The sequence below is a fragment of the Dehalococcoidales bacterium genome (assembly GCA_041656115.1).
Lineage (GTDB): Bacteria > Chloroflexota > Dehalococcoidia > Dehalococcoidales > UBA5627 > UBA5627.
In genome coordinates this window covers 1-25,912 of record JBBAED010000001.1, presented here as the reverse complement: position 1 = coordinate 25,912, position 25,912 = coordinate 1, and the positions used below count along the sequence as shown (strand labels likewise).

The 25,912-nt window shown below is 46.4% G+C and carries 17 protein-coding genes; 3 read left to right on the top strand and 14 right to left on the bottom strand.

Annotation, left to right across the window (positions count from 1 at the left end):
* Positions 1 to 112 precede the first annotated feature (112 nt).
* Positions 113 to 952, top strand: a complete 840-nt coding sequence (locus WC958_00085; protein MFA5628653.1) for a DegV family protein — start codon at positions 113 to 115, stop codon at positions 950 to 952.
* A 721-nt stretch (positions 953 to 1,673) separates the two neighbouring features.
* Here WC958_00085 and WC958_00080 read toward each other — a convergent pair.
* Both WC958_00080 and WC958_00075 read right to left on the bottom strand, forming a co-directional pair.
* Positions 1,674 to 2,912, bottom strand: a complete 1,239-nt coding sequence (locus WC958_00080) for a hypothetical protein (GenBank protein MFA5628652.1) — start codon at positions 2,910 to 2,912, stop codon at positions 1,674 to 1,676.
* Between the two features lie 948 nt (positions 2,913 to 3,860).
* Positions 3,861 to 7,463 (bottom strand): fibronectin type III domain-containing protein, encoded by a 3,603-nt coding sequence (locus WC958_00075; protein MFA5628651.1) that lies wholly within the window; start codon positions 7,461 to 7,463, stop codon positions 3,861 to 3,863.
* Positions 7,464 to 8,419: 956 nt separating this feature from the next.
* Between WC958_00075 and WC958_00070 the strand changes: the two genes are divergently transcribed.
* Positions 8,420 to 8,707, top strand: coding sequence for a GIY-YIG nuclease family protein (locus tag WC958_00070; protein MFA5628650.1), 288 nt, complete (start codon positions 8,420 to 8,422; stop codon positions 8,705 to 8,707).
* 286 nt (positions 8,708 to 8,993) lie between these two features.
* On the opposite strand, the gene WC958_00065 is transcribed toward WC958_00070, so the two are convergent.
* The 12 genes from WC958_00065 to WC958_00010 all read right to left on the bottom strand — a co-directional run bounded on the left by WC958_00065 (position 8,994) and on the right by WC958_00010 (position 24,535).
* On the bottom strand, positions 8,994 to 9,467 hold the full coding sequence (locus WC958_00065; protein MFA5628649.1) for a dCMP deaminase family protein: 474 nt from the start codon (positions 9,465 to 9,467) through the stop codon (positions 8,994 to 8,996).
* The gene (locus WC958_00060; protein ID MFA5628648.1) at positions 9,464 to 10,015 is read right to left on the bottom strand and encodes an AAA family ATPase; all 552 of its coding nucleotides are present in this window, start codon (positions 10,013 to 10,015) and stop codon (positions 9,464 to 9,466) included. Before WC958_00060 ends, WC958_00065 begins: the two co-directional genes overlap by 4 nt.
* 458 nt (positions 10,016 to 10,473) lie before the next feature.
* The gene (locus WC958_00055; GenBank protein ID MFA5628647.1) at positions 10,474 to 10,761 is read right to left on the bottom strand and encodes a GIY-YIG nuclease family protein; all 288 of its coding nucleotides are present in this window, start codon (positions 10,759 to 10,761) and stop codon (positions 10,474 to 10,476) included.
* Positions 10,762 to 11,127: 366 nt separating this feature from the next.
* Complete coding sequence (gene rho / locus WC958_00050; GenBank protein ID MFA5628646.1) at positions 11,128 to 12,390, bottom strand: transcription termination factor Rho; 1,263 nt, start codon at positions 12,388 to 12,390, stop codon at positions 11,128 to 11,130.
* 424 nt (positions 12,391 to 12,814) lie between these two features.
* Positions 12,815 to 13,528, bottom strand: coding sequence for a fructose-6-phosphate aldolase (fsa, locus tag WC958_00045; GenBank protein ID MFA5628645.1), 714 nt, complete (start codon positions 13,526 to 13,528; stop codon positions 12,815 to 12,817).
* A 13-nt stretch (positions 13,529 to 13,541) separates the two neighbouring features.
* Positions 13,542 to 15,170 carry a CTP synthase gene (locus tag WC958_00040; GenBank protein ID MFA5628644.1) on the bottom strand — a complete coding sequence of 543 codons (1,629 nt, stop codon included), beginning with the start codon at positions 15,168 to 15,170 and terminating at the stop codon, positions 13,542 to 13,544.
* A 240-nt stretch (positions 15,171 to 15,410) separates the two neighbouring features.
* Positions 15,411 to 16,493, bottom strand: coding sequence for a DUF4405 domain-containing protein (locus tag WC958_00035; protein ID MFA5628643.1), 1,083 nt, complete (start codon positions 16,491 to 16,493; stop codon positions 15,411 to 15,413).
* 297 nt (positions 16,494 to 16,790) lie between these two features.
* A complete protein-coding gene (locus WC958_00030) occupies positions 16,791 to 18,926 on the bottom strand; it encodes a PqqD family peptide modification chaperone (GenBank protein ID MFA5628642.1) in 2,136 nt (711 codons plus the stop codon).
* A gap of 67 nt (positions 18,927 to 18,993) precedes the next feature.
* Positions 18,994 to 20,007: an FxLYD domain-containing protein gene (locus WC958_00025; GenBank protein ID MFA5628641.1), complete on the bottom strand. Its 1,014-nt coding sequence runs from the start codon at positions 20,005 to 20,007 to the stop codon at positions 18,994 to 18,996.
* Positions 20,008 to 20,124: 117 nt separating this feature from the next.
* Positions 20,125 to 20,694 carry a hypothetical protein gene (locus WC958_00020; GenBank protein ID MFA5628640.1) on the bottom strand — a complete coding sequence of 190 codons (570 nt, stop codon included), beginning with the start codon at positions 20,692 to 20,694 and terminating at the stop codon, positions 20,125 to 20,127.
* Positions 20,695 to 20,799: 105 nt separating this feature from the next.
* On the bottom strand, positions 20,800 to 21,603 hold the full coding sequence (locus WC958_00015) for a 4Fe-4S dicluster domain-containing protein (protein MFA5628639.1): 804 nt from the start codon (positions 21,601 to 21,603) through the stop codon (positions 20,800 to 20,802).
* A 1-nt stretch (position 21,604) separates the two neighbouring features.
* Positions 21,605 to 24,535 (bottom strand): molybdopterin-dependent oxidoreductase, encoded by a 2,931-nt coding sequence (locus WC958_00010; GenBank protein MFA5628638.1) that lies wholly within the window; start codon positions 24,533 to 24,535, stop codon positions 21,605 to 21,607.
* A gap of 544 nt (positions 24,536 to 25,079) precedes the next feature.
* On the opposite strand from WC958_00010, the gene WC958_00005 reads away from it, so the two are divergent.
* Positions 25,080 to 25,912, top strand: an 833-nt coding sequence (locus tag WC958_00005) for a DnaJ C-terminal domain-containing protein (protein MFA5628637.1), incomplete at its 3' end; no start/stop codon positions are given.

Below are 25,912 nucleotides of genomic sequence, written 5' to 3'. Positions count from 1 at the left end.
ATTTCTTAATCAACATATCTTAATAATCTCAAAAACAGCCCTCAAATCATACTTGGTTTAACAGTTTAATTATCAAAATAACTCTAAAAAATATAGGAGGAAAACCCTACTCATGGCAGTAAAAATTGTTACCGACAGCACCTCTGATATACCGCAATCGCTGGCCGACGAACTCGGCATTGCGAGTGTCCCCGTTTATGTTCAGTTTGACAGCAAAACCTACCGCGATCGTGAAGAAATCACCGAGAACGAGTTTTATGAAAAGTTAGTGAGTTTCCCGGTTCATCCGACCACTTCACAGCCCAGCCCGCAGGATTTTATTGATGTCTACAATAAACTTAGCGGAGAAGGTGCTGACGGCATTCTTTCAATCCATCTTGCCGCAAAATTAAGCGGCACCTATAATTCAGCTCTGCGCGCCAAAGAATTAACAAGCGCGGAGTGCCCGGTTGAGGTGGTTGATACCAATTCCGTATCAATGGGTTTGGGGCTAATCGTGGTTAAGGCCGCCAGAATGGCCGCGAGCGGGGCGAATATTAAGCAAATACTCGAAAAAATTAAAGAAATGTCCGAGCGCTCTCATATTTGGGCAGTTTTTGATACCCTTAAATACTTGGCAATGGGCGGCAGAATCGGCAAAGGCAAGGCGCTGTTAGGGAATGTGCTCAACATCAAACCGCTTTTGACGCTTAAAGACGGGGAATTTATGCCGGCATCTAAAGCACGTAGCCGTGATAAGGCGATTGAAATCCTGTACGGATATGCGGAGAAAGTGGGCAAGATTGAAGATATTTCCGTGATGTATTCCACTATCGCCGATGAAGCGGAAAGTTTGGCGAAGAAGTTGGAGGCTATGTGCGGGAAAAAGCCGATTATTGCCAGATTGGGACCTGCTTTGGGGGTGCACGCCGGCCCCGGTGCTTTGGCGATTGCTTTAATTGCGTCGGAGTAAGTGCCCTTTTGTCATCCTGAACAAAGTGAAGGATCTAAGAGAACGAGAAGTATAGGCTATGAGGTGACCTCGGAAGCACGAAAGAGGTTTCGCTCTACTGTATAAACAGTAACCGAACGCTGCGCTATCCGCTAACCCCTAGATTCTTCGGCAGGCTCAGAATGACAGTAATAGGAATGCTCCAGCCGTTCGTGGTGAGCCTGTCGAACCATAACGGCTGTCGAATAGTAGTCTTAGTTTCTCCTCGTTCGTTGGACCCTTCGACAAGCTCAGGGCGAACGAGTGGGTATAAGCTCAGGGCGGATGGGTCTCTTTTGTCATCCTGAACGAAGTGAAGGATCTAAGAGGACGTGAAGCATAGGCTATAAGGTGACTTTGAAAGCAAAAAAGAGGCATCGCTCTGCTGTATAAACAGTAACCGAACGCTGCACTATTCGGCAACTCCCAGATTCTTCGACAGGCTCAGGGTGCTCGGAATTTGGATTGTCTTTGCGAGGAGTGAGCCGTCAGGCGAGTGACGTGGCAATCTCCAAGAAATTTTAATCTATATGAGATTCTTCGCTTCGCTCTGAAAGACAGCGGAGTTTATCTGTTAGAGATTGCTTCGCTACGCTCGCAAAGACAGTAGAGTTTAGCCGTTCGTGGCCTTTCTCCCTCGTTCTTTAGACCCTTCGACAAGCTCAGGGCGAACGAGTGGGTATAAGCTCATGGCAAACGGGGTTTATAAAAGGGTTTTTGCAAGGGCAAGCTCCTCTTCAAAAGTAGCCACTTCGCCGTTTAAGCGTGCGTCCAGGACTGCGTCGAGAACATATTTAATCTCCCCACCCCGCATCCCCGCCCCCAGCAGGTCGTCGCCGGTAATAATTGTCTTTATCCCTTGCAACTCTTGCAAATACAAAACCAGCGCCGCGCGGCTCGCGTCATTATCCGCACAAATAACCGCCGCCTCAAGCGCCGTATCCGTAAATCCGTGCAGCAATCGGTAAATCCCGCTCCTTTTTAACTCTGGAGATGCCAACTCCGCCAGCCTCTCGCGAACGGCAGCGCAATCCCGCAAAGTTTGGCTAATCCGCTTGGGGAGTTTCAAATAAGTAATCAGCTTATTTTTTTCTTCAATATTTAATGCAAACGTCAGTAAAGCCCAATAAAGGGGTTCAAGCATCTTTTCGGCAGAGGTCTCTCGCGCCTGAATAAAGCAATCCGCGCTGTTTTGATTAAACTCAAGCGCAGGGTTAAGTCTGCCGAGTGCCTCCAGTTCATAAGCGCGACTCAAAACTTCCTCGGGGCGCGCCTCTTTCAGCACGCATTCGATTTCGTAGCGGATACGCTCGCCGCTAACGGTGTCGAGCATCGGGATATCCCTTTGTAAAAGATTCAGGGCATGCTCTTCCAAGTTAAATCCGAGGCGCTTCTCATAGCGCAGCCCCCTCCAGATACGCGTAGAATCGTCAACAAAGCTCTTATCATGCAGCACCCGTAGGATTTTACCCTCAATGTCTCTTTTGCCGTTATAGGGGTCGTAGAGCTTACCGTAGTTTTCGCCGCAAAGCCCGATTGCCATGGCGTTAATTGTGAAGTCGCGCCTTTTGAGGTCGGCGGTGAGGGTTGCCGGTGTGACCTTGGGGAGCGCGCCGGGGCGGGCATAGGTTTCCGAGCGGGCGGTGGCGAAATCGATATCGAGGTCGGCGAATTTGATACGGGCGGTATTAAATTGTTGATGAATAGTGATTTTCTCGCCGTTTGGGGCAACTTCACGCGCAAGCGCCGCCGCATCGCCCTCGACGGTGAGGTCAATGTCGCAGTTTTTAATACCCAGAATTAGGTCACGCACCGCTCCGCCGACGATGTAGGCCTGCTCGTTGCGTTCGGCGGCCTTTTCTCCCACGTGTTTAAGGAAGTCGATGAGGTGCGGCGGGAAGATGCGTTCGAGGGTCTGTGCCAAATTCGGTTCTTCGGGCATTTTAGGGCTCCCGTTGTTTCTCTCTCTCTCTTTTTGAATTATAGCACAATTCATTACTGTCATTGCGAGCGCAGCGAAGCAATCCTCCCCTGTCTTTCAGAGCGAAGCGAAGAATCTCATATAAATGTACCTTTGTCTTTGCGAGTGTAGCGAAGCAATCTCATATAGATTAAATTCCTTGGAGATTGCCACGTCATTCGCCTGGCGGCTCCTTCCTCGCAAAGACGGATGGGTACGAGATTGCAACGTCATTCGCCTAGCGGCTCATTCCTCGCAAAGACGGCGAGGGGCAAGATTGCCGCGTCATTCGCCTAGCGGCTCATTCCTCGCAAAGACGGTGGTGGAACGAGATTGCCGCGTCACTCGCCTGGCGGCTCACTCCTCGCAAAGACGGCGAGGGGCAAGATTGCCACGTCACTCGCCTAACGGCTCTCTCCTCGCAAAGACGGTGAGGGGCGAGATTGCCGCGTCATTCACCTGACGGCTCCTTCCTCGCAAAGACGGATGGGTACGAGATTGCCACGTCATTCGCCTAGCGGTTCATTCCTCGCAAAGACGGTGAGGGGCGAGATTGCCACGTCATTCGCCTAGCGGCTCATTCCTCGCAAAGACGTGGGGGAACGAGATTGCCACGTCACTCGCTAACGCTCCCTCCTCGCAAAGACGGAGAGGGAACGAGATTGCCGCGTCATTCGCCTAGCGGCTCCCTCCTCGCAAAGACGGTGGTGGAACGAGATTGCCGCGTCACTCGCCTAGCGGCTCCTTCCTCGCAAAGACGGGGGGGAACGAGATTGCCACGTCATTCGCTGACGCTCACTCCTCGCAAAGACAATCTCCGATATAAAAAACCGAAGCCCCCTTTTGGGGGGCTCCGGTTGGTTTTTTGTTTGCGTCCCTATTTCAATTCAGGACATCTTCTTTTTACCAAAGACCTTTAGCGCAGCCTGTTTAGACTACTCTGCGGGTTCTGATAATCAGGACGATGACCGCAATTGTTAACAGAGCACCGATTGCAACGATTGCCCAAATGTAAGCCGGGGTTGATTGTTCAGGAATCTCGACTACATTGGTAACCGTGGTGGCCGGCGGGTTGGTAACAGGAACGGTTACGGTGAACTCAGGTACCGGGATGGTGTAAGTCGGGTTGTTCTCGGTAACAGTAAGTTCAATCTTGGTTTCGGTCTGGGTTACAGTCAATTCAGCCTTGTAGGCATCCGGATCAACCATAGTGTGGAAGGCACACGGAGCACCGTTGTTGTTGTAGGTTGCCCATGCGCTTATACCGACGCCATCAGCGGCAACAGACCTAACTCTCCAGTAGTAATCGGTATCGTAAGCAAGACCGTCACCATTGTAGGTGTAACCGGTTTCGGCAACAACTACGGTATCAATGATGTTAGCAAAGCTTGCGCTGTCACTAAGCTGGAATTCGTATTTAGCAGCACCGCCACCGGTGGACCAGGTAAAGGTCGGATGGAGTGAAGCGGTAGCTGACTGAGGCTGAGCCTGTAACGGGCTGACAGGATTCGGAGCAGTAACATAAGCAGAGGTGGTTACTTTAACGCCGTCAGACCAGCGGCTCTGAATCGGGCTGTCATTAGCAACGCGAACCTTAAAGGTATATTCGGCCGATGCATCAAGACCGGAAATCTTGGTTTTAACAGTACTGCCTACATCAACAGTAGATTTAACATTGTAAGTAGCGAATGCAGCAGAAGTGTTAGTACCGGTCTTCTGGTAGGAAACGAGATAGACAGTATCGCCATCTTCGTTCATGTGAGTCCAAGAAACCTCAACAGTCTTAGTGACGGAGGTGTAGTCAACATCAACTTCAACAGCTTTAACACCTTGTGTTTTGCCGCTTAAGAAGTCTTCGAAGGCATAGAGTTGAGTTTCAACAACAGTCCAGAGGATGTTGGAACCGGCGGTGTACTGCAAGCCGTTCATGCCGGCTTTGTTAGTAACAGGGCCTTCCCAGTTGTTATCGGACTGGCCAAGCAGTAATCTCTGCATGCATTCAACTGAATCGGCTCCGGAAGAAGAAGTAGATTCACCAACCACTAAACCGTCTACTTCTACCTCAATGTTTTCGCCCTTGATAAGGAATCCGTCAAAGCCACCGTAATATGTAAATTCGAAGTAACCCATGGCTCCTGAATCATCGCCCTCAACATAAATCTTACCGCTAATGATAGTGGAAGAATCGGCGACAACATCAGCAGCGTACATGCTTAAATCTTCACCAGCGTCAAACGTGCCGAATAATGTTATCAAATCACCCATAACAAGATACGGGCTAGTCTCAATATCAACACTGGGATCAGCGAAAGCACTGGAATCACTGCCTGTGAAATCCAAAGTTCCCCCTGCTATTCCTGCAGCGCTGATTGTTGTGCCGCCTGCTTTAGTAGCACCGGCAACATAAAGGGCATTGTCCGGAGCAACGATAATGGCAGTGGCAGATCCTAAATTGGCAACAACACCCTTACCGCCGTTATCTTTCAATTCGACGTTATTTCCGGTACCGGTTTCCTTAACTTTGTTGCCGTCAAGGGTAACTACACCGACTTTGCCTTTATCGGTAGCATAGTAGAAAACACCGTTGGTGTTGGCATCAAAGGCAACGAAAACATTGTCCATAGCATCACCGCAAGCAATGGCGGCGCCAAAATTGATACCACCGTCAGTGGAAACATAGGCTTTGCCGGCATTATCACCAACAACAATGGAATTGCCGCTCTTAGCAATTGAAACGAGGTCCTTATCGGCTAATCTGTTGCTAACCAAAGTGGTTGTCCAGAAACCTTCATCGGTAGCGGCATAAACGGTGGAAGCGTTGGGGATTATCCAAGCTTCAATATTGCCCCAGCTCGGGATGGACTTTAGTTTGGAGTAGTGTTTGCCGCCATCGGTAGAACTGTATATTACGCCATCGTTCAAAACCATAAAGGCAGAGCCATCGGCAGCAAAATCAAATTTTTCGAATTCGTTAATAGTATTACTGTTATATCCGGTGCAGAGAATTCTCTTCCATTTAACAGTCTTTGAATTAACATTATCGGTCACCCAAACACTCTGATTGTCGTCATCATTTTCGGTAACCAATAAAGCTATGGTGTTAGTCGGATTAAATGCAATACCTATTACAGAATCGATAACATCATCAATAAAAGCGGTCTGCGCCCAGATATTGCCCTTATCTTCGGCTTCGGAAATCGAGATGGCGCTCTGTGCGCCGCCGGTGGCAGCAAAGGCTAAGCCCTTGGTAGCGCCGTATTTACTGATTAAAATGTTACAGGTCCAATTAAGTTCACCGGTGGGGTCGATATCAGCCTGGTTCCAGGTGGTACCGCTGTTGGTACTGAACCAAACTTGGGTAGACTCGCCCGCGCCGTTGATTTCATCATAAGCACCGGCAATCAGATTGGTGCCGTTAACTTCGAGACTGCAGAAACCAATATCGTCTTCACCGGCATCAAAGGCAGTTCTTTCACCGGCATCACCGTAGAAACCGATTTCGAATCTCCAGACACCGTTACTGCCATCGGCTTCATCAAAGCCTACGGCAAGATAAATCTCGGGGTTATCATCACTGTTGTAGTTAGTGGAAAATTCGAAGTCGCAGTATGCGGTGGCAATCCCATCATCCTCAGGTCCGAGAACAATCGGGGTAATCTTGGTGCCCCAGAGGGTTGAACCGGAACTGCGGGCAATAATGCCGTAGCCGTCGGTTCCGAAAACATCTGCCAAGCCTCTGTCAACCAAAGCGGCCGGTTCGAAACCGACATTATCATAATAGACCGCCCAGATAACACCCGATTGAGCGTAATCTTTGGCGAACTTGGCTTTGTATACTTCGACACCCGTACCGGTAGCATCAGAATAATCAGCACCGCCAAGGGTTTCGGAGAGCTGCATATCGGTCCAAATGGTAGTTAAGCCCCTGTCGTCACGGATAGCGAAAGCATCGATATCGGTGGCGGCGAGCAGCCAAACATAACTGCCGTCGTAGTAGCTGTCGAGGTCGTAGATCTCAGTAGCGACGAGGTTACCGCCCTGTCCGGCGGAAATCTGCCCCATCTCACCCTTATTGGTTTTGATATCAGCGCCGTCGGTACAGCGATAAAGGGTGGTGTAGGCACCAAGGGATTCAACCGCTACGTAAACGACTTTGTCGTTTTTGTAGTTGGCGGAAGGTTCAATGGCGGTAATGTGGGGCTGGTTATAAATGTTGGTCAGCTCCCAGTTGTAGCCGTCGGTTGACTTAAACATCGCCCAAGTTTCGGCTGTCATTACCTTATTGCCAACGTCAGTTTTAATGGTAGTGGATTCTTCAAAATAGACGCTGATAAAAATGGTGCCGTCGTCGACAGCCTGTTCAATCAGCTCAACATCGGTATCAGGCATCAAATTCGGCATGGTTACGGAGCTCCAGTCGTTTACGGAAGGAGCTGAACCCGCGGCGGAAACCGGGGCACCTGCTACCATAAAACTACCGAGCATGGCAACCGTCATTACGACGCCCAATATTTTCATTATTTTATTTTTCATTCGACTTTTATTTCTCCTTAAAGAGTATATGTTCCTTGTTTATATTTATTATCCAATTGCATCCCCGCAAAACATTCAGGAACCGATGGCTCCTTCACTTCTTGCAGAGACATGGTTATCCCTATAAATCTGTATATGTCGCGGACGCAACAATCCCCCTTGCGGGCTGTTTCCAATCGCATTTTCCTCCTTTTTTATTTACTTGGCGAGCCCGCCTACCAGCGGGTTCTCTCATATACTACATATAATGGATGGGCGTGTCAAGGGGTATTTTAAGTTTTTTGAGGTTTTTTTATTTTTTTTGTGTTACTTTGTTGCGGGGGGCGAAGTGAAGCAATCTGGGAGTTAGAGGATAGAGCACTATTTGGTTACCTATTATATGGTAGGGCGATCCCCCCATTTGTCATTCTGAGCTTGCCGAAGAATCTAGGAGTTAGCGAATAGAGCATTTATACGGTAGAGTGATGCTTCTTTCTTATTGCTGAAGACACCTCATAGCCTGTATTTCACGTCCTCTTAGATCCTTCACTGCGTTCAGGATGACAAGGGGAAAAGACAGGATGACAAGAGGGGAAAGGCAGGATGACAAGAGGGGAAAGGCAGGATGACAAGGGGGGGCGTGGGGTGACAATAATAATGTCATTCTGAGCCTGTCGAAGAATCTAGGGGTTAGCGGATAGTGCACCGTTCGGCTGTGGATTATAAGGTAGGGCGATTCCTCTTTTCTGATTCTGAGATTACATCATAGCCTATATTTCCCGACCTCTTAGATCCTTCACTGCGTTCAGGATGACAAAAGGGGAGCGTTCAAGATGACAAAAGGGGGCGTTCGGGGTGACACAATAATGTCATTCTGAGCCTGCCGAAGAATCTAGGGGTTAGCGAATAGTGCAGTGTTCGGTTACGGACTTGCCCAAACATAGGCTGATGATGTAATCTACCGAGAGGTTTTTTTAATGTCACAATACTATGTTTACATCATGACAAACAGTAAGCGTACCCTCTACATCGGCGTTACCAATAATATGTATCGCAGGGCAGAAGAACACAAAACAAAATCACTCCCCGGTTTTACCAAAAAGTACAACATAGATTATCTTGTTTACGTTGAAAGCACTCCCGATGTTATCTCGGCGATAACTCGCGAAAAGCAACTAAAGGGCTGGACTCGCAACAAGAAAATCGCTTTAATCGAATCACAGAATCCGGAATGGCGTGACCTTAGCTTGGATTGGAGAGAGTAGGGCGCTACCTTTTCTTATTGCCGAAGACACCCCTTTTTTGTCATTCTGAGCCTGCCGAAGAATCTAGGAGTTGGTGAATAGTGCAGTGTTCGGTTACCTATTATATGGTAGAGCGCTGCCTCTTTCGTGCTTCTGAGGTAACCTCATAGCCTGTATTTCCCGTCCTCTTAGATCCTTCACTGCGTTCAGGATGACAAGAGGGGAAAGGCAGGATGACAAGGGGGGGCGTGGGGTGACAAAGGAGACGTGGGGTGACAAAGGGGACATGGGGCGGCGGTATCAATCATCAATCCAAAAAGGTAATGAGGGAGGGGGGGCGGGATTTCAGGTCAAACTCAATCCCTACTTCCTTAAAAAGCTCCAAAAAAGCATTATCGCTATACTCCCCAAAACTAACAAAGCGCTTAATCTTCGCGTTGGCAAGCATCTTGGCACATAAAATACAGGGGGTATGCGTACAATAGATAGTACATCCTTCAATACTAACCCCATGCAACGCCGCCTGAATAATCGCGTTCTGCTCGGCGTGGATGGCGCGGCAGATTTCGTGCCGTTCCCCCGAAGGGATATTAAGCTGATTGCGCAGACAGCCCAGTTCAAGACAATCCTTACAGTTGGCGGCAGCCCCGTTGTATCCGGTAGAAAGAATATGCTTATCGCGCACGGCAACGGCGCCGACATGACGACGTAAACAAGTTGAACGCTCGGCAACAACGGCGGCAAGCTTCAGAAAATATTCATCGATATCGGGTCTTTTCATTTTGCCTCCGTAAGAAATGCGAACGCCTTTTGAACTTCTTCTTCCAAATCGGCGATGGTGCCCTCGTTAACAATTGTATAATCGGCGATGGCAATCGGCCCGCCCTTGTTGATGTTGGTGATTTCAGCCTCATCGCGCCCTGCCGCTTCGGCGGACGTCAGCGGACGGACTTGGCGTATTTCAAGACGTTGGTAGCGCGTTTGGGGGCTGGCATAGACGGCGGCAACGGAAAAATCGGCGCCGAAGTAATCTTTGAGGATTTTATACTCTTCCCAAGAATAAAGACCGTCGATAATAACCGGAGAAGTCTTGCGCGCTTGTTCAATCCGCGGAAGATTAAGGATGGCATATGCTGCCATGCCGTGCTCCTTGCGAAAGCCCTCACGAACGGCACGCTCGTTTTCCTCATTTAAGATCAGGCCGCGCCTTTGGATTTCTTGATCGGTGATGTCGCCGAAACGGATTTTGGCAAAACCCATCTCGGTAAAAAAATGGGCGGCTTCGGACTTGCCCGCCCCGGTCATGCCTACCAATGCCACTATAATCATAACAGTTACCTCGAGGTTTTATTATAGGGAAACGGGGTGGGGAATGGCAAGGGGGGGAGCAAATGTCTTTCAGAGCGAAGCGAAGAATCTCATATAAATACACCTCTGCCTTTGCGAGCGAAGCGAAGAATCTCATATGAATATACCTCTGTATTTGCGAGCGCAGCGAAGCAATCCTCCCCTGTCTTTCAGAGCGAAGCGAAGAATCTCATATAGATATACCATTGTCTTTGCGAGCGCAGCGAAGCAATCCTTCTTTTGTCTTTCAGAGCGAAGCGAAGAATCTCATATAAATGTACCTTTGTCTTTGCGAGCGCAGCGAAGCAATCTCATATAGATTAAATTCCTTGGAGATTGCCACGTCATTCGCCTGGCGGCTCACTCCTCGCAAAGACGGCGAGGGGCAAGATTGCCACGTCACTCGCCTAACGGCTCTCTCCTCGCAAAGACGATATGACTTATAACTCCTCATATAAATCCCGCCAATCAGGATTAAACTGATTAATCAACTCGTTTTTATACGCCCTGCTCCTACCCTTTATCTGCTTTTCTCTTTCAATGGCACTAACCACACTTTGGGACACCTCGTAATATACCAATTTGTGGACATTGTACCTTTTGGTAAACCCGTCCACGAAGTTCCCTTTATGTTCGTAGACTCTCTTTTTGAGGTCACCGGTCACGCCTGTATAGACGGTGGTGTTACGTTCGTTGGCCATTATATATATGTAATATTGTTTTTCCATGAGGTGCTCTTTTTGCTGTTTATTTAAGCTTATTTGTGGGGGGTTTGACAACAATACTTGTCTTTGCGTACTTCTTTTGTCTTTGCGAGCGTAGCGAAGCAATACTCTTCTGTCTTTGCGAGACCATTCCCGAAGGGAAGGCGAAGCAATCTCTAATAAATCAAAGAGGTATTCCATTTGTTGGAGATTGCCACGTCATTCGCCTTACGGCTCCTTCCTCGCAAAGACGGCGGTGGGAACGAGATTGCCACGTCATTCGCCTAACGGCTCCCTCCTCGCAAAGACGGGGGGTAAGAGATTGCAACGTTGTTCGCTAACGCTTCTTCCTCGCAAAGACGTTTCTTTTTGGGGGGCAATCCGAAAAGCCTATTTCTCTTTGGTTAACTTCGCCAAGAACTCGGCGTTGGTTTGAGTTTTGCGCAGGCGTTCCAGTACACGCTCCGTAGTCTCGACCGTATTGGTCGCATCGGCGCTGATTAAGGACATCATCCTCTTTAAAAGCTGTACCTGACGAATCGTTTCCGAATCCATCAGCAAATCATCACGGCGGGTACCGCTGCGGTTAATATCAATCGCCGGATAAACACCGCGCTCGGCAAGACGGCGGTCAAGATGCAGTTCCATATTGCCGGTGCCCTTAAATTCTTCATAGATAAGGTCGTCCATACGGCTGCCGGTATCAACAAGACAAGTGGCAAGGATTGTTAAACTGCCGTTCCCCTCAACATTACGCGCCGCACCGAAAAACTTTTTGGCCGGATGCAAGGCAACGGGGTCAATACCGCCCGAAAGTGTACGGCCGCTGGAGGGCATTGCCAGGTTATAGGCTCGGGTTAAGCGGGTAATACCGTCAAGCACCAAAAGGACATCTTTGCCCGCTTCAACCATTCTTTTAGCGATATCAAGGGTTAATTCCGCAACGCGGGTGTGATTTTCAACCGGCTCGTCAAAAGTGGCGGCAATAACCTGCCCCTTGACGGAACGCTGCATATCGGTAACTTCTTCGGGACGCTCGCCGATTAAGCAGACAATCAGATGGATATCGCTGTAATTGGTAGTGGCGGCATTGGCAATTTTCTTGAGAAGCATTGTTTTACCGGCTTTAGGCGGCGCTACAATCAGACCGCGCTGTCCGCGCCCAACCGGGGCGATTAGGTTAATTAAACGGGTGGAGAGGTTGTCGGGGGTTGTTTCGAGGTTTATCAGTTTATCGGGGTAGATTGGAACAAGAGAATTAAAGAAAGGACGGGTTTTGGATATTTCGGGGTTGAGGTCGTTAATCGCTTCGACTCGCAGAAGGCTGTAATACTTCTCGCCGGCTTTTGCCGGCCGCCCCTGCCCGACGACGTAATCGCCGGTGCGTAACCCAAAGCGGCGGATTTGCGACTGGGAGACATAAATATCGGAGGAGCTTGGCAGTAACGAGGACTGCCTTAAAAAGCCATAGCCATCGGCCATAATATCCAGAATACCGCTGCAGAAGAGGTTGCCCTGCTGTTCGGCGTTGGCTTGCAAAAGCCTCATAACAAGTTCTTGCTTGCGTAACCCCGAGCAACTGGTGAGCCCGCTTTCTTTTGCCAGCTCTAAGAGCTCTTCTCTGCTTTTATTTTCTAACTGACTGATTTCCATAGCTTTCCTCTTTCTTTTTCTCTGTACCTCCCCAAGACCGACTCGTATCCCCTCTTTTAGACATTAACCCCTAAATGTGTTTTTCGGATATCTAAATAAGAGGACAGTTAGCTTCTGAGTTCGAGTTTATTATTATTTATTTAAATCAAATATGATAAATTAGTGTTTTCGGGTTCCCCCCGCCGTTCGTGTCCTTCGACAGACTCAGGATGCACGAGCCTTTTAGCCGTTCATGGTGAGCTTGTCGAACCATAACGGCAACCGAACAGCATCTTCGTTTTCCCTCTCGTTCGTTTAACCCTTCGACAAGCTCAGGGCGAACGAGAAAAGCCCCACCGTTCGTGGTTATCTTCAGCCGTTCGCGTCCTTCGATAGGCTCAGGATGCACGGGCTTGTCGAACCATAACGGCAACCAAATAACGAATTAAACCTCGCCAGCTTCGGTGTCGGTTTCATTTTCAACTTCGGCTTCAGCTTTGACTTCAGCCTTAGCCTCAGACACCTTACGCCAATCGGCAAAGAAACGCTCAATTCCGATATCGGTAAGCGGATGCTTTATCATTTGGGTAAGAACTCCGTAGGGAACAGTTGCAATCTGGGCTCCCGTTTTAGCAGCCGCTAAACAATGCTGTGGATGTCGAATACTAGCAGCAATTACCTTCGTTGTCAAGTTATAAGCCTTAAAGATATCAACAATATCCTTAACCAACAGCATTCCGTCGGTGCCGATATCGTCTAACCTGCCGACAAAGGGGCTGACATATGAGGCTCCGGCCAACGCGGCAAGCAGCGCTTGATTAGCGGAAAAGACGAGCGTCATATTAACTTTGATATGATCCCGAGCCAGTGCCGAGGTTACTTCCAACCCTTCAGCCGTTGCCGGTATTTTGATAACGACATTCTCGGCCCAAGAAGCAATTTCTTTGGCTTGCTCAATCATTGCGGAGGTACCCTCAACAACAACTTCGGCCGAAACAGGCCCGGGAACAATCGCGCAAATTTGCTTTACAACCGATTTGTAATCAAGATGCCCCTCTTTGGCCACCAGCGTCGGATTGGTGGTGACCCCTGAAATTACCCCCAGTTTGACGCCCTGCTGTATTTGTTCGATATTGGCTGTATCTAAAAATAATTTCATTTCCTGCTCCGTATTATGAATTTAAAGGCAGCGACGGCTGTGCGCCCTCGCGCAGTATATCTTTGGCAGCGCCGATAAAGCCGCGGAAGAGGGGATGGGGGCGGCCGGGGCGCGAAAGGAACTCGGGATGAAAATGGCATCCCAGCATCCATACGTGATCTTGCATTTCGTATATCTCAACCAGCTTATCGTCGGGAGATAAGCCGCTGTAAACCAAACCGGCAGCGGCAAGCGCGTCGCGGTATTCGTTATTAAACTCGTAACGATAGCGGTGGCGTTCACCGATTTCTGCTTGGCCGTAAAGCGAAGCGGCAATTGTGCCGGGGATTAACTTGCAAGGGTACTCGCCGACCCGCATGGGGTTGCCGTTATCGCTGCTAAAAAGCTGCTTGGATAAGGATTCAATATCCGCCTTGGCGGCGGCTTCGCCGAAGTTAGCGGCTCCGGATTTTATGGAAGCGCTCGCCAGCTCCGTTACCATCGCCTGCATGCCGAAGCAGATGCCAAAATAAGGGACTTTATGCTGTCTGGCATACTCGGCAGCCTTAACCATGCCTTCAATGCCGCAGGTGTCGAATGCACCGGGGACAATAATGCCTTGCGCATGGCGCAGCAGGGATTCGCCGCCTTCTTTTGCCAAATCCTCCGAATGAACCCAATTCAGGTTGATTTTTCTTTTATGATAGAACCCGGCGTGGCATAAAGACTCACGCACGGAATAATAAGCATCTTCAAGCTCAACGTACTTCCCTACCAGAGCGATATTAACTTCCTCGCAAGGTGAATTGATATAGGAAACCATGTCTTTCCAAAGCGAAAGGTCGGGGCCGCCGGCTTCTTTTAAATGCAAACGCTTTACAATTAACTCGGTCATCCCGAACTCTTCCAAAACTATGGGGACTTCGTATATGGTGGAAACAGTAAGCAAAGGAATAACGGCTTCCAAATCTACATCACAGAAAAGGGAGATTTTATCGCGAATGCTGTCGGGGATTGGAATATCACTGCGGCAAATAATAACATCCGGCTGAATACCGATTCGCCTGAGTTCGTTGACGCTGTGCTGTGTGGGTTTTGTTTTTAGCTCTTTGGTGGAATTGATGTACGGCAGCAGCGTTACATGAATGTAAAGCACATTATCTCGCCCGACATCCTTACGCATTTGCCTGATGGCTTCCAAAAATGGCTGGCCTTCGATATCGCCGACGGTACCGCCGACTTCCACTAAGATTACATCGGACTGCGATTTTTCCGAAAGCGCTTTGAAACGCTGTTTGATTTCACCGGTCAGATGCGGAACTACCTGGATAGTGCCGCCGCCGTAATCTCCGCGCCTCTCTTTGGTAATTACGGAGCTGTAGATTTGCCCGGAGCTGACGCTGGAATTCGCGGTGAGCTCAATATCAATAAAGCGTTCGTAATTGCCGAGATCAAGGTCTGTTTCAGCACCGTCTTTGGTAATAAAAACTTCGCCGTGCTGATAGGGTGACATGTTACCGGGGTCAACATTAAGGTAGGGGTCCATTTTAAGTACCGAGACACTAAGGCCGCGGCTTTTGAGAATGTTACCGATAGAAGCAACTGCAATGCCCTTGCCAACGGAGCTAACAACGCCGCCGGTTACAAAGATATACTTTGACATATAAAAAACTGCTCCCCAAATTTCAATAAATTTTGCACTTCTATACCTTCACACGATTTGCATGAATCTTGGAATTTAAATACAACGGAGTACCTAGTAATAACAAACATAGGGGCTTCAAAAGAAAGGGTTTCTTTTATTATAAGAACCCGAAAGGTTAAATGTCAATATTTTGCAGGAGTTTTTTGGAGGCTAGGGGTGTCGATGTTAGCAGTTTTAAGATATTACTATAACAAATTATCAAGTGCTAAGTTTTTGTTCCGCTTCACATTGAGCCGTTTCCTGACCATGCAAAAGATAGATAATGCCGGAAATAATCAGAGGAATAGTAACAAGAAGGGCTATTGTCAGTTCCCCCCAAAAGGAACTACTCCACAGCCCGGGGGCTTGCCAGCGCGTACCTACTGGGAAATAATAATAAATCAACAGGGAAGCAACGCCCGCAAATGTAAGTAGTGCTCCGCCAATACGATGCCATTTTTGGGCAACCAAAAAACAAATAAGGGGGAGTGGAATGAGATACAGCATGAATCCGTATCTTGCCATTTGATCAATTTGGAAAAAAAGCAGGAGCGGTATAAAGGATAGAGCTCCTGACAGCCCCAGCAAAAACCCTGCCCTTTTACTGTAACCGGTTCTGTTGATTCCATCATCTATATCCAAAAGTACCTGTGGGCACTCTTTTTCAGTTGCGTCTTTGGTTTTTTTGCCCTTAAACTTTCCCATGGTAATCTTTGTAATCCAATCCCAATGAATAATAACGTGGATTATAATTAAGGCAACCAGGGCCACGGCCGCCCAATCGTGCAAATTACGCCACTCGTCCCTCTGCAAGTTCCAAAATGTAGGACCGGCCCCAATATGAACCAAATTTTGATAGCCGAGGCCACGTGGCAAAATAAGCCAAATAACAAGACCTGAAAGCAACTCAAAGGCCGAAAAAACGACCATTAAAATATTTACAACATAACGCTCTAAAGCCGCAACTTTATTAGTGTTTGTATAGTTTTTTACCCTCTTTATTGATTCAATACTCCAATCCCAATGCATCAAAATATGAACAACAACCATGATTGCCAATATAATCGCTATCCAAATATGAACTTCAATCCAATCAAATCGTCCGATGCTAAGAACCTTTTCTATATTGCCGACACTGCCTTGACCGGTATAGCCGTAATCACAACGATAAATACCACCAAGCCCGGTACTAGCCGGCAAAACAAACCAAAGCACAATATTTGAAAAAAGGAGGGTAAGCGAACCATACAAAAGGAGAAAATCCATTGTATAATTATAAAAATTAATTGACCGTAATTTCATTTAATCTCTCTAAAACCTTGAGGCACATCGTTGTTTTCGGTTAATTTTACACCAACTTTGAAATACTCAACACTGCTATACCAGCACACAGCAAAGCCCCTAAAGTTCCCAGGACTCGATGAGGCCCCTTTATGGCACCCACCAGGCAAAGGCCAAAACCCGTAAAAGCTAACGGGAGTGTGAACCAATTGAACCAATCAATAATATAAAAAATGTAGCTTATACGATAACTCGCCATGGAATTAGTTATAAAGAAACCAAGTCCAGCAACCGACCCGATTATAAAACCCGAAATACTCATCTCATTTCCAGTATATCATTTTCAAGCAAAAACTCAAGTAGGCGAGTGCAATCTTGTTCTATCTTATCCACATCACCATCGTAATTCATGGATAACTCATAAGCTATTTGAGAAACAGAATTAATTCCGTTACAAAGTTTTAAAATCTCAATAAACAGCGGGTTAATAGCTTGAATGTTTGATTTAACGGGGTCAAATACAAGTGATATTTTTTGAGGAAGTAGCGCAGACTTAGGGCTTTCAACCGCGCCACTCAATATGTCAAAAATGTTAAAATTGATGCTTTCGAATATGACATACGGTTTTAAAACGGGTATGGATTTGCCCGAAATTACCGACTCTCTGTTTCCTAAGTTTGTGGTTTCGGGTTTTCCTAAGGATAGGAGCCATGGGTCCGTTTTTTCGTAGTGTGACAGATACAATAAAATTTCTTCGTAATCTATTTTGAATACTTCGTTACCGGGGCGGCTGTTTACTATTTCGGCCTGATATTTCTTACTCATTTCGTCCGCTTCAGCAAAAGATAACCCTGAAGATACCTCATGATTAAACGCTAAACTAAAATCAGTATGAGGGCCGCTGTCAAAACCGGCAATCCCGTATTTTTCGGGTTGCTTTAGCATAACTGCTCCCTTATTAAGCAGGAATGACCCGATATAAAACGACGAAACAACATCTTTATTGTCAATTAAGAAATCTATAGTTTCAAGGGCTTCTTCTTTGGTTTCGGTAGGGAACCCAAGGAAAGTGTACAAATGCGCCCAAATCCCGGCATTATGCAGATTTTTACAAACCTCAGCGGCAACTTCTTTGGTGATACCTTTTTGCATATGGTCAAGCACACGGTTAGATCCCGATTCAAGCCCCAGGTACAATAACCTGAAACCGGCCTTATACATCTTCTGGCAAAGCTCCGGTTTAAGCTGCGGTTCCAGCCGAATATTTGTTGAACACCTGATATCAAGCCCGCTTTGAATTATCTCGTCGGATAACCTATTTGCTGAAGCAGGGGAAATAGCTTCATCCGAAAAGGCGAAATGTCTTACGTTATACAATTCGGATAGTTTCTTTATATCATCAACAACTTTCTTGGCATCTCTTACCTGATAGTTACACCTATAAACCTCGTTATGAGAACAAAAAGCGCATTTACTCCAATAACAGCCCCTCGAGGAGAGAATAGGTAATACAGGTTCGGGGCTTAAGTACAAATCAAGCGGCATTCCATCAAAACATGGGGTAGGCAGGTTATTTACATCTTCGGGAAACGTCCCTTCGTTTGAAACGACTTTTCCGCCGTCCGCATAGACCAAATTGGGGACTTCACACAGAGATTTGCCTTTCGAGATAGCTTCAACCAGTTTCAGAAGAGGAATTTCTCCTTCATCAATTATTGCACTATCAAAAAATGTCGTAAAAAGATCAGGGTATTTTTCGAACGATTCTGACAGAACGGTAGTTGTGTAGCCACCGATTGTAATATGTCCTCTTTTATAAATGCTTTTAATCATGCGCGAAAGCGTCAACGCCGGAACCCATTGTGTTTCTCCGACAATAGAAATGCCGATTATATCCGGTTTCTCTTTTAATAAATAAGGGATAAAATGGTCTTCATAAATGGTATAAAATGGGTTTTCCGCCCTATTTGCCGTAATTTTCTTGATATCCGCATATGTGCGATGAAATTTTATATTAACCGGCCAAAATAAATCTTGCCCCGACGGGAAACTATTTACAGATACAATATTCTGGGCATTTTTCTGCTTTTCTCGCGCACGAGAAAGCTTGTTTATATCATAAAAATCACTGCCCCGGAACACGTTCTTAGATTCTTCAATTGTTTCGGCAAGATAATGAGCGGAAGACTTAGCTTTGTAGAGATCACTGTAATACTTCTGTTCTATCCCTGCGGATAACATGTTTTTAGAGTTAATAAGGTTAAAGCGCCCGTTAAGTTTCTTGCCTACACTTTCTAAATGTTTTTGGGACAAAAGCATATTCGTAATCTCTATATTGAGATCTTTTTGGATTACATCCACACCGTGTTCTTTTAAATATGCCGTAAGCGACGGCAACCCCAAGTACGGGCGGTAAGGAGCCCATACCGGGGGAAAAATCAGAAGTACTTTCATAACAAACGAAGCCTTTTACAACAATAATATGCCATGATAAACATGGCTTTACAAATACAGAAATTAACTAATAGGATAGGTACTCATCCAACTGAGCAATCTGAAGATCTGCATTCCTTACAACATCTCCTTCTTGAGGTTTAAACACAATGCGAAACTTTTTAACATCATCAGGTTCAATATCGGATACAATAATTACCTTTGTTCCAATATTCCTATCGCTATAATCATAAAAAGCAGCCACTACAGCGGTAGACCCTATTTCAGTACCAAGGTTTTTTATAGTACCGATAATTTCCTCTTCTCCCGTTTGCTTTGTGGACATTTCTTGTCTGCGGAATTGAAATCTTTCGACATCTGCAGTTGTTACCTTTGCTATCTTTATGTTATAACTCTGCAATAAACCCGGCTCGTAAATACTTGTTTTAATCATAATAGCACGGCTGACACCGGGCTTAATTTCTTGTTCAACATGTTCGGTAGTTGAAATAACATTGCCCTCAATATCTAAAAATTCGACATCAAATAAAATAGTCGACAAAGTTTTATCGGTAGCATTGGCAATAGCAGCTTCAACCCTTGCCGAATCCCCCCAGTCACCTTCTCCGGGAACACAATCGGTTACTGAGTGCCTAAGTACGGTCACGTAGTCGTTACCGGCAAAAAAGGGCTCGGGAATAAAAGTTGTATCCAATATCTTAAAATCATAACTCTTGATTTTATTATCACGAAATTTAGCGGAAGTTACACGAAAAAAGTTACTGGATTGAGGCTGGATGTTAAACACCTTAGAGGCAATACTATCAAACACCCGGCCTTCTTCATTAATAAAATTGAGATCAAAATGCACGCTAGCCACAACACTATCCGTATTATTTCGCATCTCCAACTTAACGCCGCTAACTATTTGCGTCCCGTCAGGGATAGTCTCATTATAAAAATCATGCCTTGTAACAGTTACTCTTTCGTCCCCGACTGCAACAGGAGTGGGTATCTTTGATATCTCTTCCGAATTTTCTGCTTGTTTGTTTTCTGTAATACTCTCATTTTTTTCGTCTTGTTTATTTTCTTTTTCGGACAATTCTTTTACACCTCTTTGAAAATATATCTAATTATATCACAATACAGGGCAACAACTTCATACTGTTCGTCTGAATCGAATAGCCAAAATTGTTGCCCTGTATCAGTTTAAATAACTTTAATCTTTAACAAAAAAACGTCGTAAGAAAGAAAGGACAATCAGGAATACACCGGTGCCTGCAAGTATGTAGTAACTGGGAAGAAGTTTTGTATCAACTTCGCTGGCATACGGATCACCAAAGTCAATCATAATACGACCGTTCAAGGGCGCGCCAAAGAAACTTTCGAGGTTGGCAAGGATAACAATAATACCGATAATGCAAACCACAATCATCGATATACCGACGACGGCAATGAGAATTGTGGGCCAAGACATTCTGAATTTGCCTAAGCTCAGGCCTTTCTTATTACTTAAGAACATACTAGCCAGCAAAGCCAAAACACAAAGCCCCATCCAAACCCACATAAGGGGGGTGAAAAACGCAGGCATGATATCATCATAACCTGAAATCCACCATAAGTACTCGTCAGGTATGAAAGAAACCAGGCCGTGAGCATAAATCTCCACCGCGTTTACCTCAAGCCTAACAATGTAAGCTTCCCACCATGGGTTAAACCACGAGAATAAAAACAAGCCGGTAGCAACGGCAAGCAATGCTCGGAATATCCAAGCTTTGGTACCACCCATAACAAATTCTCCTTTAAGTTTTTGTTTTTATTGTGATGAAGGGTGAAGCAATATCGGTAGAGCCTCACCCTTCATCGTATATAGCCTTAGTTACAGATTACAGAATTATTTAAGATCTATATAACCTAAGTTGACATCACGGCTTGTGGTATCGGCATCAAGTGTTACCGATTTGCCGTCTTTTTCAATTTTTACCTGGTACGTACCATCAGCCAACCCTTCGAACCAGAAATCACCGAATACATCTGTGGTAGTGGTAGCGGAACCGGCCCCGGAAAGCGTACAGGTCGCGCCGATAACAACTTCTTTATCTGAAGAAGTGTATACGTTACCGGCAACAAATTTCTTCGGAAGATTTAGATAGTACACTCTGGGCTTGTTCTCAGGTTTGAACACCTCAGCCTTGGCAATATCGGCACTAAATTCTGACTCTTCACCGAATCTTAAAGCTAAGTTCTCAAAACAGTTATCCACACATCTCGGTTCTTTAATCGGCCAACCACGATCGAGGAGGTGAGCACATCCGGTACATTTCTGAGCCAAGCGAAGATCTTGGTTAAAGTAGATAGCACCGTAAGGGCAAGCTCCAACACAAGCCATACAACCGTCACATTTGGCAGGTTCAATAATAACCAAACCGTCAGGTCTCTTGGTTATGGCATTAATGGGACAAACCTTCATACAAGGAGCATCATCACAATGCATACACAAAGTGGCCAACCAGTTTATTTTCTGCTTGTCTCCTTCGCCTCGCTCGTTAAAGTCTAATTTATACCAGAACTGTCCCCAAACAGGTTGCGGTTTTGCGTAGGGCATCCAGTCATTATTGCAGTGCTCGTCTTTACAAGCTATCTGGCAAGAATAACATCCTAAGCATGCGTCAACATCGTAAATAAAAACTTTACCCATATTATATACCTCCCTCGATCCAGCCGGCAGCGAACGGACCATAGGCAGGATCATAAACCTTACTGTATTTACCACCGTTCTCAGGACCTCTGGCAAATGCTTCCGGATACTCTGCCTTCCAACCTTCCATCATTGCCATAGTAACTTTTTCAAGCTCGATTAAGAAGCCTGTGTAAGCACCGCCGTACGCAGTGATAGAGTGGTTGTGATCCGGGTTAATAGCGTTGGGGTTACCGCCACGATGCAACTTACCGGGGATAATGTGGTGACCACCACCGGCCTTCTCAGCACCGATAGCGCCTTTAACCATACGATGAGTTACAACAGCGCCACCAAGGACACCGCCTCTGTCGTTGTAGTAATGGACGATATCTCCGGCCTCAATGCCTCTTGCGGCCGCGTCTTCCGGATTAATCAAAACCGGGGCATACGCATAGCCATCCCAACCGACTACCTTTTCAATTTCTCTTGACCACGGCTGATCAGAGAACATGGAGTGATATTTCCACGCTGAAGTATTACTCATCATAACCAGAGTATACTTGTCTTTATTCTTACTGATAAAGCGATCTTCGTCATGAGCCCAACCGTCTTCCGGAGGACCACCGCGTACCCATTTTGCCAATCCGGATCTTTCCTTGTCATCCGGGAAGTTTTCTTGAAGCTTTCCGGAAACAATTTCCAGCAAACCGGATTCGGTGTTCAACGGATATTTTTTAGGATCATTATAGAATTTATGGAAATACGGCTCAGTATCATACCAGCCCTCTACCGGAGCCTGACAAAGAGCTTTACCCTCAGCCAATTCGTCCCAACTAATCATGTCGGTAACACCGGATTTTTCGTAAGCTTCTTTCAAATTATCATCAACAAATTGTTGGTAAGTCTTTCCTTCGAGGAGCTTATCAAGGAATCCGAGTTTTTCGGCAACAATGCAGCACTGTTCAAAGTCAGTCTTAGCTTCATAGAAAGGCTTAACGATGGGTTCTTTGTTTGCGGCAAATGCCTTATAAGCCCAACCATTGTTACCAATTTCAGGTCTTTCTAATTGTTGGGTAATCGGAAGAATAATATCGGCATAGGCGGTTGTATCTTCCAGATAAATATTACTGTTAATATAGCACTCAAGTTCGGGTGACTGTAGACCTAACTGTGCACCGTGTCCGTGCTGATCACTACCGGTAAAGGAACCACCGGCAGCCCACATTAGGCGAATTCTTGATTTGCCGGGCATCGGATAGGTTCTCTTAAAGAACTGATCTTCTCTGTTATACCAGGTTACGGACGGTTCAAGCATAGCAGCACGCCATCTACCGCTCGGAATCATCGGGCGGTCTCTGTCCTGCATGTTGAGCCTCTTACCGGTATCTTTGGCAATATTGGCATTCATGATATTAGTTGCGGCATATGCAGTAACAGCAGGATTCTTCGCCGGATTGCCCATCGGAACGCCGTAGTAGCGGCACTGATGAATACCGGGTTTGCCGAGCCCTTGCATACACTTCAAATAAATCTGCAGTCTCTGAGTCTCATGAGCATAAATATTACGACAAGCAACACCACCGCCCTGTCCACCGTAGAGAGTCGAAGTCGGTACTCTCGCCCATTCTCGAGCGATAGCCTTAATGGTCCATACAGGAATACCGGTGTGTTCTGATGCTAGTTCAGGTGTTTTTTCTCCGCTGCCGTCTTCGCCGAGTACATATTTCTTGAATTCCGAGAAACCTATGGTATGTGTATCTAGGTATGCCTGGTCGTAAGTTCCTTCTTTCAACCAAATATATGCGATAGCAAGAGCCAATATAGCATCGGTCTGCGGAATAACCGGAACCCATTTATATGCAAATTTGCAAGATCTGTTGAATTCAGGGGTAACATACACCTGTCTGATTTTGACATCGTGGTGGACATACCTGTTAAGGGCTGCAATTGCAATACCGTTGGCACCAATCCATGTCTTCTGACTGGCATCGCTGGGCCAAGCCATCAGTAATTCACAGTTTTCAAGAATGTCTTTAAAGTGATCGGTAGCTTCGTAATCCGAACCAAGTACCCACCTACCGCCAGTCTGTCCGCCTGCGAAACTGTTACCTTGGTCGTCACGCTCGGTGGAGGCATGTTCATAGCCATAGTTGGCAATAGTCCAGTGGAGGAGTAATTTATCAACGGTTGTTGTTGTACCGGTGATACCGCCACCCTCATGATGGTGACCGCTACGGGCACAAGAAACAGCTTCCCCACCGTAAGTGTCAGCAACCCTCTTCATTTCACTGGCAATAATGGTAGCAGCTTCGTCCCAAGAAATTCTCTTGTAACCGCTGCGACCGCGCATATGGGCATTAATCTTTGCCGGATCGCCGCCAGGTTCCCAGTCAACCCTCTGCAGAGGATAGGGAATTCTGTTTGCGGAAGTTTGTCGGGTTTTGTTCATTAAATAGTAAGGCGAGCAGGAGCTTTTCAGAGGGGCTTTCCAAGTTGCACCGCGAGCGGTGACTGACCATTGCTTAATATCCGGGTTGTGGTCATTAAAGCGTATCCTTCTGCACCTAATAATCCTACCGTTTTTAACTTCAAATTGGGTAGGAGTCTTAGTCGCATATACATAACCCCTCTCCGGTTCCTGCCAAGGTTCGAGAACCCCACTACTACCATCGGATACGGTTTTGGTTTCGGTTACGGTAATGGCTCCCTCGCCACCAACGGTTTTGGTTTCAGTTACGGTAGCAGTAGCACCATCACTAACCGTGACTGTCTTTTCAACAGTTTTAGTTGTCGTTACAGTCTTCTCTTCGCCGCCGTTACAGCTGGAAAGTAACCCAGCACCGACAGCTCCGCCAACAACCACGGTACCGGCACCTACAAGAAAGTCTCTTCTTGAAACTTCACCTGATTGTTTGGTTTCTTCTGTTTTCAAATCCTTTTCTTCTTTCAATTCTTTCTCCTTTCATTGTTATCGACATGTTACGAAAGATATCAATAAACCTTGTTGAGTCTGCTTCGATAAACACCACCTCCTTGTTGTTGATATTATTCACAGTCCAAACATAATTTTCGTACTGAAGAATTGATGCGATTTGATAATTTTTAATGCCCCCTGACTCCGAACTCTAAAGAGGTGCCCGTTTCAATAACGAAATACATAGCACCAATCAAATTCTCTATATCTCAGGCTGCACCGTCCTCATTCTAATCCACAAACTGGGTCTTGTCAATACCCTAATAAAGGTTTTGTCAACCAATTTTTTAAAGAAACAAAGCCTTTTCCTTGAAGATTTTGATGAAGTATTTTGAGTTACGCAACATTCTCTAAAACAGACCCCTTTCCCTCCCAATACACAACCGCTCCGGTCTGTTTTACAGGCACACACAAGCATTGGTTGACATTGTTTTATTAACTTTATTGCCACATTATTGACAATTTGCTTATAATTACGTTATAATTACGATAGAAAATAAAGGAAACAGGGAATACTGTTATGGCAGAAAAAGACTATTATAAACTGCTGGGGGTAGACAAAACCGCCGACGATAAGGAAATCAAACAAGCCTTCCGCAAGCTGGCGCGTAAGTACCATCCCGATGTTAATCCGGGAGATAAAAGCGCCGAGGAAAAGTTCAAGCAAATAAGCGAGGCGTACGAGGTGCTTTCGGATGCCGAAAAGCGTAAAAAATACGATCAATTCGGTGACCAGTGGCAATACGCCGACCGGTTCTCAAAAGGAGCGCAGGGGGGACAGGGAGCGGGGTACCAGCATTATGATTTCAGCGATATATTCGGGGGAGGAGGTCAGTCTCAAAGCTACAGCTTTGGCGGAGACGATCTCGGCAGTATTTTCGGCGACCTTTTTAATATGGGGCGCAAACAAAAACAAGCACCTCCGAAGCAAGCCAGGGATATTGAGTCTTCCATTGAAGTAACCTTGGAAGAGGCATTTAGCGGATCGACCCGCCTTTTCAGCATCCAAGACCAAAAACCCTGCCCTACTTGCAAAGGAAGCGGGCGCGTCCAAAAGGCGCCTTGTCCGACATGCATGGGAACGGGAACACAACCGTCCGAAAAGCGCATTGAAGTAAAAATTCCGGCCGGGGTAAAAACCGGGTCACGAATAAGAATTGCCGGGCAAGGGCGCGGTGCAGGGGGCGATTTATATTTATCGGTGGTTGTCAAACCTCACCAAACATTTGAACGGCAAGAAAATGATTTACTTACCAACATTGATGTACCGCTAACAACAGCGGTGTTGGGCGGGGAAGTAAAGGTCCCCACGCTTAAAGGGAACTTAGCTTTAAAAATTCCTGCAGAAACCCA

Excerpts from the sequence above, each read along its gene's own strand:
- WC958_00085 (MFA5628653.1), top strand. The coding sequence starts at position 113 with ATGGCAGTAAAAATTGTTACCGACAGCACCTCTGATATACCGCAATCG.
- WC958_00080 (MFA5628652.1), bottom strand. The coding sequence starts at position 2,912 with ATGCCCGAAGAACCGAATTTGGCACAGACCCTCGAACGCATCTTCCCG.
- WC958_00075 (MFA5628651.1), bottom strand. The coding sequence starts at position 7,463 with ATGAAAAATAAAATAATGAAAATATTGGGCGTCGTAATGACGGTTGCC.
- WC958_00070 (MFA5628650.1), top strand. The coding sequence starts at position 8,420 with ATGTCACAATACTATGTTTACATCATGACAAACAGTAAGCGTACCCTC.
- WC958_00065 (MFA5628649.1), bottom strand. The coding sequence starts at position 9,467 with ATGAAAAGACCCGATATCGATGAATATTTTCTGAAGCTTGCCGCCGTT.
- WC958_00060 (MFA5628648.1), bottom strand. The coding sequence starts at position 10,015 with ATGATTATAGTGGCATTGGTAGGCATGACCGGGGCGGGCAAGTCCGAA.
- WC958_00055 (MFA5628647.1), bottom strand. The coding sequence starts at position 10,761 with ATGGAAAAACAATATTACATATATATAATGGCCAACGAACGTAACACC.
- rho (MFA5628646.1), bottom strand. The coding sequence starts at position 12,390 with ATGGAAATCAGTCAGTTAGAAAATAAAAGCAGAGAAGAGCTCTTAGAG.
- fsa (MFA5628645.1), bottom strand. The coding sequence starts at position 13,528 with ATGAAATTATTTTTAGATACAGCCAATATCGAACAAATACAGCAGGGC.
- WC958_00040 (MFA5628644.1), bottom strand. The coding sequence starts at position 15,170 with ATGTCAAAGTATATCTTTGTAACCGGCGGCGTTGTTAGCTCCGTTGGC.
- WC958_00035 (MFA5628643.1), bottom strand. The coding sequence starts at position 16,493 with ATGAAATTACGGTCAATTAATTTTTATAATTATACAATGGATTTTCTC.
- WC958_00030 (MFA5628642.1), bottom strand. The coding sequence starts at position 18,926 with ATGAAAGTACTTCTGATTTTTCCCCCGGTATGGGCTCCTTACCGCCCG.
- WC958_00020 (MFA5628640.1), bottom strand. The coding sequence starts at position 20,694 with ATGGGTGGTACCAAAGCTTGGATATTCCGAGCATTGCTTGCCGTTGCT.
- WC958_00015 (MFA5628639.1), bottom strand. The coding sequence starts at position 21,603 with ATGGGTAAAGTTTTTATTTACGATGTTGACGCATGCTTAGGATGTTAT.